11 protein-coding genes are annotated in these 13,919 nt (G+C 71.0%); 3 read left to right on the top strand and 8 right to left on the bottom strand.

The window, feature by feature from the left end; all coding sequences use genetic code 11:
• Positions 1-879: a class II fructose-bisphosphate aldolase gene (locus IH54_RS0109070; RefSeq protein ID WP_031514683.1), complete on the top strand. Its 879-nt coding sequence runs from the start codon at positions 1-3 to the stop codon at positions 877-879.
• A gap of 146 nt (positions 880-1,025) precedes the next feature.
• Positions 1,026-1,217, top strand: a complete 192-nt coding sequence (locus tag IH54_RS0109075; protein ID WP_031514686.1) for a hypothetical protein — start codon at positions 1,026-1,028, stop codon at positions 1,215-1,217.
• Between the two features lie 13 nt (positions 1,218-1,230).
• Here IH54_RS0109075 and IH54_RS0109080 read toward each other — a convergent pair whose 3' ends face one another.
• Entirely contained in the window at positions 1,231-3,468 is a 2,238-nt protein-coding gene (locus IH54_RS0109080; protein ID WP_031514688.1) for an MMPL family transporter, read from the bottom strand.
• Positions 3,469-3,582: 114 nt separating this feature from the next.
• On the opposite strand from IH54_RS0109080, the gene IH54_RS0109085 reads away from it, so the two are divergent.
• Complete coding sequence (locus IH54_RS0109085) at positions 3,583-4,407, top strand: TetR/AcrR family transcriptional regulator (protein ID WP_063762268.1); 825 nt, start codon at positions 3,583-3,585, stop codon at positions 4,405-4,407.
• Here the strand turns inward: IH54_RS0109085 and IH54_RS0109090 are convergent.
• The 7 genes from IH54_RS0109090 to IH54_RS0109120 form a co-directional block, all read right to left on the bottom strand.
• Complete coding sequence (locus IH54_RS0109090) at positions 4,376-5,185, bottom strand: DedA family protein (RefSeq protein WP_078862050.1); 810 nt, start codon at positions 5,183-5,185, stop codon at positions 4,376-4,378. The two genes, IH54_RS0109085 and IH54_RS0109090, sit on opposite strands and share 32 nt — an antisense overlap.
• A 180-nt stretch (positions 5,186-5,365) precedes the next feature.
• Positions 5,366-6,115, bottom strand: coding sequence for an SDR family NAD(P)-dependent oxidoreductase (locus tag IH54_RS0109095; protein WP_031514694.1), 750 nt, complete (start codon positions 6,113-6,115; stop codon positions 5,366-5,368).
• Positions 6,116-6,595: 480 nt separating this feature from the next.
• Positions 6,596-7,885, bottom strand: coding sequence for a citrate synthase (locus tag IH54_RS0109100; protein ID WP_031514696.1), 1,290 nt, complete (start codon positions 7,883-7,885; stop codon positions 6,596-6,598).
• Between the two features lie 124 nt (positions 7,886-8,009).
• Positions 8,010-10,229: an ATP-dependent RecD-like DNA helicase gene (locus IH54_RS0109105; protein WP_031514698.1), complete on the bottom strand. Its 2,220-nt coding sequence runs from the start codon at positions 10,227-10,229 to the stop codon at positions 8,010-8,012.
• Positions 10,230-10,519: 290 nt separating this feature from the next.
• Positions 10,520-11,374 (bottom strand): sugar phosphate isomerase/epimerase family protein, encoded by an 855-nt coding sequence (locus IH54_RS0109110; RefSeq protein ID WP_031514700.1) that lies wholly within the window; start codon positions 11,372-11,374, stop codon positions 10,520-10,522.
• On the bottom strand, positions 11,371-12,522 hold the full coding sequence (locus IH54_RS0109115; protein ID WP_031514702.1) for a dihydrodipicolinate synthase family protein: 1,152 nt from the start codon (positions 12,520-12,522) through the stop codon (positions 11,371-11,373). Before IH54_RS0109115 ends, IH54_RS0109110 begins: the two co-directional genes overlap by 4 nt.
• Positions 12,519-13,670 carry a Gfo/Idh/MocA family protein gene (locus IH54_RS0109120; protein WP_031514704.1) on the bottom strand — a complete coding sequence of 384 codons (1,152 nt, stop codon included), beginning with the start codon at positions 13,668-13,670 and terminating at the stop codon, positions 12,519-12,521. Before IH54_RS0109120 ends, IH54_RS0109115 begins: the two co-directional genes overlap by 4 nt.
• Positions 13,671-13,919 lie beyond the last annotated feature (249 nt).

A 13,919-nucleotide genomic window follows, 5' to 3' on the forward strand; every position in this document is an offset into this window, starting at 1 on the left:
ATGACCGCCACGTCCACCGCCGACCTCGTCACCGCCGCACGGGCCGCGGGCCGCGGTGTCGCCGCCTTCAACGTGATCACTCTGGAGCACGCCGAGGCCATTGCCGCCGCAGCGGAGGGCGCCGGTCTGCCGGTCGTCCTCCAGGTGAGCGAGAACGCGGTGGCCTTCCACGGCGGGCGCGCCGCCCCCTTGCTCGCCGCGGCCGTCCGCCTCGCCGAGGCGGCGGCCGTGCCCGTGGCCGTTCACCTGGACCATGTCACCGACGAGGACCTGGTACGCGCGGGCGCCGCCGCCGGAGTCACCTCCGTCATGTACGACGCCTCGACCCTGCCCTACGAAGAGAACGTCCGCGCCACCGCCCGCGTCGCCGCCTGGGCGCACGCCCGGGGGCTGTGGATCGAGGCCGAACTCGGCGCGGTCGGCGGCAAGGACGGCGCCCACGCACCCGGCGTGCGCACCGACCCGGACGAGGCCGCCGCCTTCACCGCGGCCACCGGGGTGGACGCGCTCGCCGTCGCCGTGGGCAGCTCGCACGCCATGACCGCACGCACCGCACGCCTCGACCACGTCCTGATCGCCCGGCTGCGGGCGGCCGTCAGCGTGCCGCTGGTACTGCACGGCTCCTCCGGTGTGCCCGACGAAGAACTCCACCGGGCCGTTGTCTCCGGCATGGTGAAGGTCAACATAGGCACCGCTCTGAACGTCGCCTTCACCTCGGCAGTCCGCGACCACCTCGACGCCTACCCGGCCGTGGTCGACCCGCGCCGCTATCTGCGCCCGGCCAGGGACGCGATGACCGCCACCGCCCAGCACCTCCTCCGGATCGTCTCCCGCGCCGCGCCCCCCTCCCCCTCCGATGGCTCCGCCCTCACCTCCTGACACCCTGCCCGCCGCTCGCGACATTTGTCACCGTTACGCGGGTTCCGTGTCACAGGTGATCGACAGGCCCACGCGGCTTCCCTACCGGCGCCGTTGACCCGGCGAGTGTGCTGACGGACAGTCATCCCCGCTCGGGAGGAAGCGATATGCCGGACCGGACCTTGTGGTCGTACGCGGACATCGCGACGTACATCCGCGTGCAGGTCGACACCGTGCGTTCCTACCGCAAGCACGGGCACCTCCCGGATCCTGACCGTGTGGAGGGCGGCAAACCGTACTGGTACGCGGACACCATCCGGGCCTGGAGTGCCCGGCGGCCGCGGAACCGCGGCCGCTAGGCACCGGGCGACCTCAGCTCCTTCCCGCCGGCTCGGGGTCCCGCCGCTCGCCGGGGCGCGGGGCCTGGTCGTCCTCCCCGCCGTGGGCCGCGTCCCCGCCCTCGGATATGCCGAACCGCTCGTGGAAGCGGCGCAGGACGGGCGGCGCCCACCAGGTCGCCCGCCCGGTCACCCGCATCACGGCCGGCACCAGCAGCGTGCGTATCACCATCGCGTCCATCAGCACCGCCAGCGCGATGCCCAGCCCCAGCATCTTGGTGTTGGCGACCCGGGACATGCCGACCCCCACCATCACCACGGCCAGGATGACGGCGGCGGCAGTGATCAGCCCGCCCGTCCGCCGCAGGCCGAAGACGATGGACGACTGGTGGTCGCCGGTCCGGTCGTACTCCTCCTTGATCCGGGAGAGCAGGAACACCCCGTAATCCATGGACAGTCCGAACGCGACGCAGAACATCAGCACCGGCAGGCTGGTCTCGATACTGCCCGTCGAGGTGAAGCCCAGCAGTCCGGACAGATGGCCGTCCTGGAAGACCCAGACCACCGCGCCGAACATCGCCGTGAGGCTGAGCGCGTTGAGCAGCACCGCTTGCACCGGCACGATCACGCTGCCGGTCAGCAGGAACACCAGCAGCAGGGTGACCACACCGACGATGGCCGCCGCCCAGGGCAGTCGCTGCGCTATGGCGTGCTTGCTGTCCACGAGCACCGCCGACTGGCCCGTGACCGAAGCCCGGAAGTCCGTCCGCACACCGCGGATCTCCCCCACCAGGCGCTGCGGGCCGGAGTCCACCGCGGCCCCCTTGGGCACCACCGTCAGATAGGCGGTGTCGGCTTCCTTGCCGACAACCGGCCCCTCCACCCGGACCACTCCCGGCAGACCGGCGACGCGGGCGCGGTAATCCGCCAGCGCGGTGGGATCGGCGCCCTCGGCGAGTACGGTGATCGCTCCCACCGGGCTCCCGCTGTAGTCCTGCCGGAGGTGCTGCTGCACGACGTGCGATTCGGCCCCCGACGGCAACTGCCGGTCGTCGGCTGATCCGAACTGCACGCGCAGGAAGGGCAGTCCGAGCAGCAGCAGCGCCGCCACCGCGGCCACCGCGAAAGCAGGCGCCCGGCGCATCACCACCCGGGCCAGCGCGGCATAGCGGGCGCCCGGCTCGGCCGCCGCCTCCCCCGCACGCGACCGGCGTCGCAACAGCCGCCTCATGTCCAGCGCGTTGACCCGCTCGCCCAGCAGCATCAGGGCGGCGGGCAGCACGATGAGTGCCGCCGCCGCGGCGAGCAGCACCACGGCCACCCCCGCGTAGGCGAAGGAGCGCAGGAAATACTGCGGGAAGACCAGCATCGCCGAGAGCGCGGCCGCCACCGTGAGCGCCGAGAAGAGCACCGTGCGGCCGGCCGTCCGCAGGGTCGTCGCCACCGCGCGCCGCGGGACTGCGCCGGCGGACAGCTCCTCGCGGAAGCGGCGGACGATGAACAGCGAGTAGTCGATGGCCAGTCCGAGGCCCAGGGCGGTGGTCAGGTTCTCGGCGAAGACCGAGACGTCGGTGAATCCGGTGATGCCACGCAGCACCGCGCTCGTGCCCAGGATCGCGATGATGCCGATGCCCAGTGGGAGCAGCGCGGCGACGGCGCTGCCGAAGACCATGACGAGGAGCACCAGCGTGATCGGCAGCGCGATCATCTCCGCGCGCAGCAGATCCTGCTGGATCGTCGTCTGCATCTCGTGCAGCACCTCCGCGGTGCCGCCGACCGTCACGCTCACGGGGCCGTGCGGGCCGCGGAAGGCGGGCGCGATGCGTTTGACCTCGGTGGCCACGGCGTCGTCGTCCCCCCGCAGCCGGGCGGCGATCATCGCGGAGCTGCCGTCCTCGGCGCGCAGCACCGGTGCGCGGGTGTCCCAGTACGAGCTGACGCCGGAGACGTCGGGGTCGGCGGCGAGCCGGGCGGCGAGCCGACGCCCTTCGGCCGCGACACCCGGGTTGTCCGGGCCGGCACCCCGGGTGTCGACCAGCAGCACCAGGTTGGGCTGGGAGTCGGGGAAGTGCTCGGCGAGCGCCTTCGTGGCGTACGACGACTGGGACTCGGGGGCCTCGAAGCCGCCGCTGGACAGCCGCTCCCCGACCCCGCTGCCCGCCACGACGGCGAGCGCGGTGAAGAACAGCGCAAGCAGCAGGGTCAGCCGCGGTCTGGCGGTCACGACCCGTGTCCAGCCACCGACCGCACCCGCATGGTTGACATCAGCCATGGCAGAGGTGTCCTCTCCCCCTAGAACGACTAGAATCACAAACACGAATGATCACTCGCATTCTCAGAATGCGAGTGATAGCTCGTGTTTGTCAATCCCCCTCTGGGAGTACACGTGTCCGAGGCGGACGAGAAACCGAAACGGCGGCAGGCACGCGGCGAGCGCCGGGTCGCGCAGTTGCTGAAGGCTGCCGCCGGCGTGTTCTGCACGGTCGGCTACACGGCGTCGAGCACCAACGCCATCGCGCGGGCGGCGGGCGTGTCACCCGGCACGCTCTACCAGTTCTTCCCGAACAAGGAGGCCATCGCCGTCGAGCTGGGAAGCCGGCTGATCGGGGAGATGGAGGAGACCCACGGACGGGTCTTCACCGCGGAGAACGCCCGCCTCCCGCTCGACCGGCTGGTGGAGGCGGTGGCGGACCCCTTCATCGAGTTCAACTGCGCCAACCCCGCGTTCTTCTCGCTCATCAAGGGCTCCGACACGCCGGGCCGGATAGCGGAGGAGCACGACACGCTGCACGCCACGCTGCTCGACCGGGTGGCCTGGGTGCTGGCGCTGCGCCGCCCGTCGCTGCCGCCCACCGAGCGCACCGTGATCGCCCAGATGAGCTTCGCGATGTTCAAGGCCGGCCTCGAACTCATCCTGCTGACCGAGGACGACGCCGCGCGCACGGCGTACGCCAGGGAGCTGAAGAGCATGCTCTACCGCTACCTCGGGCCCCACGTGGGCACGGGTCCGGTCGAGATCGGGGAGGAGGAGAAGGCCGCCGCGCGGTCCTCGCTGGCCGCGGGGGGTGCCCTCTGGTTCGACGGTTCGCCGCAGGACATCACGTACCGCCCGGCGTCGGGCACCGGCACCGGCACCGGCACCGGCACCGGCGCGGAGGACCGCACGGCGCCGGAGGTGGTTACTCCCCCCGGCCTGCCGACGGGCAGCTGAACGTCCCGTCGCGGCCGTCCCGCGGCCCCGGCGGCGGTCCGGCCCTTCCGGCACCCTCGCCGGAAGGACCGGAGGGCCTGGACGGGCCGGGGACCGTGCGGCTCTCGCCGGCCACGGAAGCGGCGATCACGGCCGAGGGCCGAGGCGCGCCGCCCGTCTGACGGCGCTCCGCGGCCCGTGAGAGCCACTGCGCGCCCGTGCCGAGGGCGGCGACGAGCAGGGAGATCCCGAGGCCCAGGGAGAGGGCGTAGAAGGAGTTGGAGGCGGCCTCACCGCTGACGTAGCCGGCCCCGACCGAGTACGAGGCCCAGACCGACTCGGCCACGCCCGCACCGACCGCGTAGCGGCGCACCGGATAGCGCATGATCCCCGCCGCCAGGCCGCCGATCACCCGGCCGCTGGGCAGGAAGCGCACGCCGATCACGAACGGGACGCCGTGCCGCTGTATGCGCAGCGCGGCCCACTTCAGCAGTGCCTCGCGGCGCGGCCTGCGGTGCATCCGCTCCAGCACCCGGCCGCTGAGCGCGCGCCCGGTCCGATGCATCGCGAGGTCGCCGAGCACCGCGCTGGCGGCGACCACGAGCAGCACGAGGGCGAGGTTCAGATGGCCTTCCGCGGCCATCACGCCGCCCGTCACGAGGAGTACGGAGTTGGGCACCAGCGGCGGAGCCGTGGTCGCGGCCAGTATCGCGTACGCCCAGATGACGTGGCCGCCCCTCAGGAACTCGGCGAGTCCGGAGGTGAAGTCAAGTGACGACACACTCAGTGCAACGTCCATCCCACCGCCCCTCTTCCCCGTCCCCTCACTCAACGCTGACAGCGCGGGGCGGGGTCGGCAAGCGCATTGGCCGCGCTCGGTCCGATTCCCAGGGAAGCTCATCCTGAGGGTCCAGCCTCGGTACTCCTCAGGTAGTACGTCGCCGCACGGGAGTTGCTGCGGCGGGTGCAGCCGGGCCGTTCAGCGGCCGAGCAGTTCGCCTCCGTTGACCTGGAGGATCTCGCCGGTGATGAATCCGGCCTCGGGGGAGGCGAGGAAGAGCACGGCCGAGGCGACGTCCGCAGGGCGGCCGACCCGGCCGACCAGGGTCCGACCGGCGCGGCGCGTCAGCTCGGCGTCGTTGAGCCGCGAGCCGAAGAACTCGGTGCCGGCGACCGTGCCCGGCGCCACGATGTTGCAGGTCACACCCTGCGGGCCGAGCTGGGCGGCGAGGGAGTGGTTCCACGCGTGCAGGGCGGCCTTGGAGGCCCCGTAGGAGCCGCCGCCGCGCAGCGCGGCCACCGACGTCACCGTGACCACCCGGCCGCTGTCGGTGGTGAGGCGGTCCCGCAGCGACTCGGTGAGAAGGACGGCGGTGAGCACGTTGCGTTCGAAGTCGCCGCGCCAGCGGGCCAGCACGCCGTGCGGCCCGGCACCGACGGCCAGCTCCCGGCTGCCGGCGTTGTTGACCAGCACGTCCACCCGCTCGGGCAGGTGCGCCAGCGCCGCCTCGACGTCGTCGGGGTCCGCGAGGTCGCAGACCACGGGGGTGATGTCCAGGCCGCGTTCGGCCCGGATCTCCTCGACCGCGGCGTGCAGGACCTCCCGGCGGCGACCGACGATCGTGACCTGGTGGCCCTCCTCGGCGAAACGCACCGAAACGGCCCGCCCGATGCCCGTACCGCCCCCGGTCACCACGATGTTGCGCACCGCTGCCGCGCTCTGTGCCATGAACTCCGCCCCTCCAGGAGAGACAGCACGGTACGGGATGCCCGCGAAGCGGACGCGAGCGGGGTAGCCTGCGAAAACAGCCTTCTCGGAGAGACATAGATCACACGGCGGAGAACGTAACCATTACAGTGGTTGGCGGGTCTTATGTCTTGAGTACCGTGTTCCCGGCGGAACCGGTAAGGGGGCTGTAGGTCGGACTGTCTTGGGGGACGGTCCGGAACGCGTCGCCGGGGCGACGCCCGGGGAGCTTGAGCGGCCCTCCCGGGCCGTTTTCGTCCCGGCAACGGCGCACAGCCGCCGACAAAACGCCCGGTCGGACCCGTGGGGGGATCCGTTCCGGGGAACGGGAGCGCCCCGTGCCGGACCCGTGGGGGGATCCTGCGCGGGGCGCTTCCTTGTACTGCTTCCGTCCCGCCGGGAGCGGGTGCGCGCCCGGACGACGCAGAGGCGTCCGCCCGGGCGCGCGGGTGACGCCGAGCGTCAGCGGGCCTCGACCGAGACGTAGTCGCGGATCTCGACGCCGGTGTAGATCTGCCGCGGGCGGCCGATCCGGGAGCCGGGCTCCTTGATCATCTCGTGCCACTGGGCGATCCACCCGGGCAGTCGGCCGATGGCGAACAGCACGGTGAACATGCTGGTCGGGAAGCCCATCGCGCGGTAGATCAGGCCGGTGTAGAAGTCCACGTTCGGGTAGAGCTTGCGCGACACGAAGTAGTCGTCGCTGAGCGCGTGCTCCTCCAGCTTGAGCGCGATGTCGAGCAGCTCGTCGGACTTGCCGAGCGCCGAGAGGACGTCGTGCGCCGCGGCCTTGATGATCTTCGCCCGGGGGTCGAAGTTCTTGTAGACGCGGTGGCCGAAGCCCATGAGCTTGACGCCGTCCTCCTTGTTCTTCACCTTGCGGATGAAGGAGTCCACGTCGCCGCCGGTGGCCTGGATGCCTTCGAGCATCTCCAGCACCGACTGGTTGGCGCCGCCGTGAAGGGGGCCCCACAGGGCGCTGATGCCGGCCGAGATCGAGGCGAACAGGTTCGCCTGCGACGAGCCCACCAGGCGGACGGTGGACGTCGAGCAGTTCTGCTCGTGGTCGGCGTGCAGGATGAAGAGCTTGTCCAGCGCGCTGACGACCACCGGGTCGAGCTCGTACTCCTCGGCGGGGACGGAGAACGTCATCCGCAGGAAGTTCTCGACGTAGCCGAGGTCGTTGCGCGGGTAGACCACCGGCTGGCCGACGGACTTCTTGTACGCGTACGCCGCGATCGTCGGCAGCTTGGCGAGCAGCCGGATCGTGGACAGGTAGCGCTGCTCGGGGTCGAAGGGGTTGTGGCTGTCCTGGTAGAACGTCGACAGCGCGCTGACCACCGACGACAGCATGGCCATCGGGTGGGCATCGCGCGGGAAGCCGTCGTAGAACCGTTTGACGTCTTCGTGCAGCAGGGTGTGCTGGGTGATCTGGCCCTTGAATTCCGCCAGCTCGTCGACCGTCGGCAGCTCACCGTTGATCAGGAGGTAGGCGGTCTCCAGGAACGTGCCGCGCTCGGCGAGCTGCTCGATCGGGTAGCCCCGGTAGCGCAGGATGCCTTCCTCGCCGTCAAGGAAGGTGATCGCGGACTTGTAGGCCGCGGTGTTGCCGTAACCGCTGTCCAGTGTCACCAGGCCCGTGTCGGCGCGCAGCTTGCCGATGTCGAAGCCCTTGTCACCGACAGTGCTCTCAACCACCGGGTAGCTGTGCTCGCTGTCCCCATACCGCAGTACTACAGAGTTGTCGCTCACGTCATTCCCTCACCGACGGTTTTGCCTCTTCTTCGAGGTGCCCTGACTACGTCCACTGTCCCCCATTTGGCACTGGCGCGTGCACTCGGGGTCGGCCATCGGGCCGAAAAGTGGCACGGAGTGCCTATTTTGCGCCCCTGGACAGCCGGTGGTCGAGAGCCGTGAAGCGTCGGCCTGCCGAGACCGTGCGCACCGCCTGCCCGATCGCCCGCCGCGAGCCGACGAGGACGACCAGGCGTTTCGCCCTGGTGACCGCCGTGTAGAGCAGATTGCGCTGGAGCATCATCCAGGCCCCGGTGGTGACCGGGATCACCACCGCCGGGTATTCGCTGCCCTGGGAGCGGTGGATGGTCACGGCGTAGGCATGGGCCAGCTCGTCCAGCTCGTCGAAGTCGTAGCCGACCTCCTCGTCCTCGTCGGTGCGCACGGTGAGCCCCTGCTCCACGGCGTCCAGGGCCGTGACCACGCCCACCGTGCCGTTGAAGACACCATTGGCACCTTTGTCGTAATTGTTACGGATCTGGGTGACCTTGTCGCCCACACGGAACGTCCGGCCGCCGAACCGGCGCTCGGGCAGGTCGGGGCGGGCCGGGGTGACGGCCTGCTGGAGCAGTCCGTTGAGCGTCCCGGCCCCTGCCGGGCCGCGGTGCATCGGGGTGAGCACCTGGACGTCCCGCCGCGGGTCCAGGCCGAATCTGGCCGGGATGCGGCGGGCGACGACGTCCACGGTGAGCCGGCCCGTCTCCTCCGAATCCTCCTCGGCGAAGAGGAAGAAGTCGGGCAGTCCCTGCGTCACCGGCGGCAGCCCGGAATTGATGCGGTGCGCGTTGGTCACCACCCCGGACTGCTGGGCCTGCCGGAAGATCCTGGTCAGCCGCATGGCGGGCACCGGGCTGTCCGGCGCCAGCAGATCCCGCAGCACCTCTCCGGCACCCACGCTGGGCAGCTGGTCGACATCCCCCACGAAGAGCAGGTGCGCTCCCGGCGGCACCGCCTTGACCAGCTTGTTCGCCAGCAGCAGGTCCAGCATGGACGCCTCGTCGACCACCACGAGGTCCGCGTCCAGCGGGCGGTCGCGGTCGTACGCGGCGTCGCCGCCCGGTTTCAGCTCCAGCAGGCGGTGGACGGTGGACGCCTCCGCCCCGGTCAGCTCCGCCAGGCGCTTGGCCGCGCGCCCGGTCGGGGCCGCCAGCACCACCTTCGCCTTCTTCGCACGGGCCAGCTCCACGACGGAGCGCACCGTGAAGGACTTGCCGCAGCCCGGACCGCCGGTCAGGACGGCGACCTTCTCCGTCAGCGCGAGCCGCACCGCCTGCTGCTGCTCCGGGGCGAGATCCGCGCCCGTGTGTCCCGCCAGCCATGACAGCGCCTTGTCCCAGTCCACGTCCCGGAAGGCCGGCAGCCGCTCCTCGGGCCCGCGCAGCAGCCGGACCACCTGCGCGGCCAGTGCGATCTCGGCACGGTGGAAGGGCACCAGATAGACGGCCGTGACCGGCTCGCCGTCTCCGTCGGGGGCCGGGACGCTCTCGCGGACCACGCCCTCCTCGTCGGCCAGCTCGGCCAGGCAGTCGATCACCAGGCCGGTGTCGACCTGGAGCAGCTTCACGGCGTCGGCGATCAGACGCTCCTGCGGCAGGAAGCAGTTGCCCCCGTCGGTGGCCTGCGACAGCGCGTACTGCAGTCCGGCCTTCACCCGCTCCGGACTGTCGTGCGGTATGCCGACGGCCTGGGCGATCCGGTCCGCGGTCAGGAAGCCGATCCCCCACACGTCGGCCGCGAGCCGGTAGGGCCGGCCCTTCACCACGGAGACGGACTCGTCGCCGTACTCCTTGTAGATCCGGACGGCGATGGAGGTGGACACCCCCACCCCCTGAAGGAAGACCATCACCTCCTTGATGGCCTTCTGCTCCTCCCATGCGACCTCGATCTTCCTGGTGCGCTTGGGCCCGAGACCGGGCACCTCGATCAGCCGCTTCGGCTCGCCCTCGATGACCTCCAGCGTGCTGACGCCGAAGTGGTCCACGATCCGCTCGGCGATCCGCGGGCCGATCCCCTTGATCAGCCCCGAGCCGAGGTAGCGGCGTATGCCCTGAACCGTGGCCGGCAGCACGGTGGTGTAATTCTCAACGGTGAACTGCTTGCCGTACTGGGGGTGCGAACCCCAGCGGCCGTGCATGCGCAGGGACTCGCCGGGCTGGGCGCCGAGCAGCGCGCCCACGACCGTCAGGAGGTCGCCCGAGCCGCGCCCGGTGTCCACCCGGGCGACCGTGTAACCGTTGTCCTCGTTGGCGTAGGTGATCCTCTCCAGCACACCTTCCAGCACCGCGAGTGGCCTGTCCGTCATGCCGACCTCCCTCCCCGGAGCCGATCTGGTCCGACGGTACCGGCAGGCAGGGACACGGCGTTCGCGGCCTGTGGACAACCCCGCGGGCGGCGCCCACACGTACGCGGAAACAAGACGGGAGCGGGGCCCGGCACACCGGACCCCGCTCCCGTCCTACCACCCCCGAAGCCCCCCTCGGGCGTATTACCCTCACGGCTTCCCAGAAGCCCTCCCGGAAGCCGTGACGCCTTATACGACATGCCACCGGCCGTCAGGGTTGTCCTACGACCGCCATACTTCTCAAGATTTTTTCAGCTGACGTGCCTCACGTACCTCTCCGCGATCTCCGCGACGACGTCGGCACCCTCCCTCGCCCACAGCGCCGGGTTGAAGATCTCCACCTCGACGGCGCCCCGGTAACCCGCCGCGTCCACCGTCTCCCGCCACCCGCGCAGATCGATGCACCCGTCACCGAGCTGGCCGCGCCCGAGGAGCACTCCCTCCGGAAGCGGCGTGACCCAGTCGGCGAGCTGGAAGGCCGCGATCCTGCCGCCCTCCCCGGCGCGCCGGGTGTACGCCGGCGCCTGGTCGTCCCACCACAGGTGGTAGGTGTCGACGACGACACCGACCTGGTCGGCGGGAAAGCGCTCGGCGATCTCCAGTGCCTGCCCGAGTGTGGAGATCACGCACCGGTCGGAGGCATACATCGGGTGCAGCGGTTCGATCGCCAGCCGCACCCCCCGTTCCCCGGCGTACGGGGCGAGCTCCGCCACTGCGTCGGCCACCCGCTCGCGCGCCGCCGCGATGCCCCTGTCACCGGCCGGCAGGCCCCCGGACACCAGCACGAGCGTGCCCGTCCCCAGGGTGGCTGCCTCGTCGATCGCCGCGCGGTTGTCGTCCAGCGCCCGGGCACGCAGTTCCGCGTCCGTAGCGGTGAAGAAGCCGCCGCGGCACAGCGAGGTCACCGTCAGCCCGCTGTCCCGCATCAGGCGCGCGGCGCGTTCCACGCCGTACTCCTGCACCGGCGCGCGCCACAGCCCGACCTTGTCGATGCCCGCGGCCCGGCATCCCTCGGCCAGGTCCGGCAGCGACCACTGCTTGACCGTCTCCTGGTTGATGCTCAGCCGTGCGAGGCCGTACGGCTCAGTCCGTCCGGTGTCTGTCATGCGTCCACTCCGTGCAGGGTCAGCAGCCGGCGCATCCGGTCCTCCGCGAGGGCGGGATCGGGAAAGAGCCCGACCTGGTCGGCGAGTGCGTAGGCGCGCGCCAGATGCGGCAGCGAGCGCGCCGACTGCAGCCCGCCGACCATGGTGAAGTGCTGCTGGTGGCCTGCCAGCCAGGCGAGCAGGACCACGCCCGTCTTGTAGAAGCGCGTCGGCGCGCAGAACAGGTGGCGCGACAGTTCGACGGTGGGGTCCAGGATCCGGCGGAACCCGTTCTTGTCACCCGTGTCCAGGACGCTGACCGCCGCGGAGGCCAGCGGCGCCAGCGGGTCGAAGATGCCGAGCAGCGCGTGGCTGAAGCCCTGCTCGTCCCCGGCGATCAGCTCGGGGTAGTTGAAGTCGTCGCCGGTGTAGCAGCGCACCCCGCCGGGGAGCCGGCGGCGCAGCTCCACCTCGCGCCGCGCGTCCAGCAGTGAGATCTTCACGCCGTCGACCTTGTCCGGGTGCGCTGCGACGACCTCCAAAAAGGTCTCGGTCGCCGCGTCCAGGTCGGCGCTGCCCCAGTAGCCGTCGAGTGCCGGGTCGAACATCGGGCCGAGCCAGTGCAGGATCACCGGCTCGGCGGCCTGCCGCAGCAGATGCCCGTACACCCGCAGGTAGTCGTCCGGGCCCTTTGCGGCGGCCGCCAGCGCCCGCGAGGCCATCAGCACGGCCTGCGCTCCGGCGGCCTCGACGAGGGCGAGCTGCTCCTCGTATGCGGCCGTCACCTCGGCAAGCGTGGCGGGACCGGTCAGCTGGTCGGTGCCGACCCCGCAGGCGATCCGGCCGCCCACCGACCGCGCCTCGGCTGCGGAACGGCGGATCAGCTCGGCGGCCCCGGCCCAGTCCAGGCCCATACCCCGCTGGGCGGTGTCCATGGCCTCGGCGACACCGAGGCCGTGCGCCCACAGGTGGCGCCTGAAGGCGAGCGTCGCGTCCCAGTCCACCGCCGCGGGGGCGTCCGCCGCGGCGCGCAGCGGATCGGCCACCACATGGGCGGCCGAATAGACGACCCGGCTGCGCAGCGGCAGATCCGTGGCCATTGCCACGGCTTCCGTGCGCGGCACGTACCGGCGGGTCGTTCCCGACTCGTCGGGCAGTTCGATGCTCACAGCGACAGCTCCGGCACGTCGAACCGGCGGCCCTCCGCGGAGGACCTCAGGCCGAGTTCCGCCAGCTGGACGCCGCGCGCACCCGCCAGCAGGTCCCAGCGCCAGGGCTCGTCGAGGACGACATGGCGCAGGAAGAGCTCCCACTGCGCCTTGAAGCCGTTGCCGAAGTCGGTGTTGTCGGGGACCTCCTGCCACTGGTCGCGGAAGACCTCCGTCGCGGGCAGGTCCGGGTTCCACACCGGCTTGGGGGTGGCGGACCGGTGCTGGGCGCGGCAATTGCGAAGCCCCGCGACGGCCGAGCCGTGGGTGCCGTCGACCTGGAACTCCACCAGCTCGTCCCGGTTGACGCGGACGGTCCAGGAGGAGTTGATCTGTGCCACGGCGCCGCCCTCGAGTTCGAAGATGCCGTATGCGGCGTCGTCGGCTGTGGCGTCGTACGGCTTACCGCGCTCGTCCCAGCGCTGCGGGACATGGGTGGTGGTGAGCGCCTGGACCGTACGCACCCGGCCGAAGATCTCGTGCAGGACATAGTCCCAGTGCGGGAACATGTCCGCGGTGATACCCCCGCCGTCCTCCGCGCGGTAGTTCCACGACGGGCGCTGCGCGCTCTGCCAGTCGCCCTCGAAGACCCAGTAGCCGAACTCGCCGCGGATGGACAGGATCCGGCCGAAGAAGCCGCCGTCGACGAGCCGTTTGAGCTTCAGCAGGCCGGGAAGAAAGATCTTGTCCTGGACCACGCCGTGCTTGACGCCCGCCTCCTGCGCGAGCCTGGCCAACTCCAGCGCCCCGTCCAGCGACGTGGCAGTCGGCTTCTCGCAGTAGATGTGCTTGCCGGCCGCGATGGCCTGCTTGACCGCGGCCTCGCGTGCCGAGGTCACCTGGGCGTCGAAGTAGATCTCGATCGACGGGTCGGCCAGTACCGCGTCCAGGTCCGTCGACCAGTTCTCGATGCCGTGCTGCTCCGCGATGGCGCGCAGCGCGTGCTCCCGTCGGCCGACCAGGACGGGTTCCGGCCACAGCACGGTGCCGTCTCCCAGGTCGAGCCCGCCCTGCTCGCGCAGGCTGAGGATGGAGCGGACCAAGTGCTGCCGGTATCCCATGCGTCCGGTGACGCCGTTCATGGCGATCCGCACAGTCCTGCGTGTCACGTGGGGTCCTCTTCTCGGTGGTTCGGCGGGCCCGGCCGGTGCGGAACCCACGGCGGCAACTGATGGCGAGCGCCGCAGCAAGGCGTACAGCAAGCGCTTTCTTTCGGTCCCACGCTAACCCGCGAGTCCCGTTTCGAGCAAGAGGCACCACGAGGGGAGAAAGCGCTTGCTGTCGCTCTGGAGCGCACTCCCGATGACGCCCGGGCTGCCGGGATGAGAACATGACCCGCGGGACCACGCGATCCAGCC

Source organism: Streptomyces sp. NRRL F-5123, from assembly GCF_000721495.1.
Taxonomy (GTDB): Bacteria; Actinomycetota; Actinomycetes; order Streptomycetales; family Streptomycetaceae; genus Actinacidiphila.

Bases quoted from the DNA above. Each gene is read 5' to 3' on its own strand.
- IH54_RS0109095 (WP_031514694.1), bottom strand. From the start codon at position 6,115: ATGGCACAGAGCGCGGCAGCGGTGCGCAACATCGTGGTGACCGGGGGC.
- IH54_RS0109090 (WP_078862050.1), bottom strand. From the start codon at position 5,185: ATGGACGTTGCACTGAGTGTGTCGTCACTTGACTTCACCTCCGGACTC.
- IH54_RS0109080 (WP_031514688.1), bottom strand. From the start codon at position 3,468: ATGGCTGATGTCAACCATGCGGGTGCGGTCGGTGGCTGGACACGGGTC.
- IH54_RS0109075 (WP_031514686.1), top strand. From the start codon at position 1,026: ATGCCGGACCGGACCTTGTGGTCGTACGCGGACATCGCGACGTACATC.
- IH54_RS0109105 (WP_031514698.1), bottom strand. From the start codon at position 10,229: ATGACGGACAGGCCACTCGCGGTGCTGGAAGGTGTGCTGGAGAGGATC.
- IH54_RS0109110 (WP_031514700.1), bottom strand. From the start codon at position 11,374: ATGACAGACACCGGACGGACTGAGCCGTACGGCCTCGCACGGCTGAGC.
- IH54_RS0109070 (WP_031514683.1), top strand. From the start codon at position 1: ATGACCGCCACGTCCACCGCCGACCTCGTCACCGCCGCACGGGCCGCG.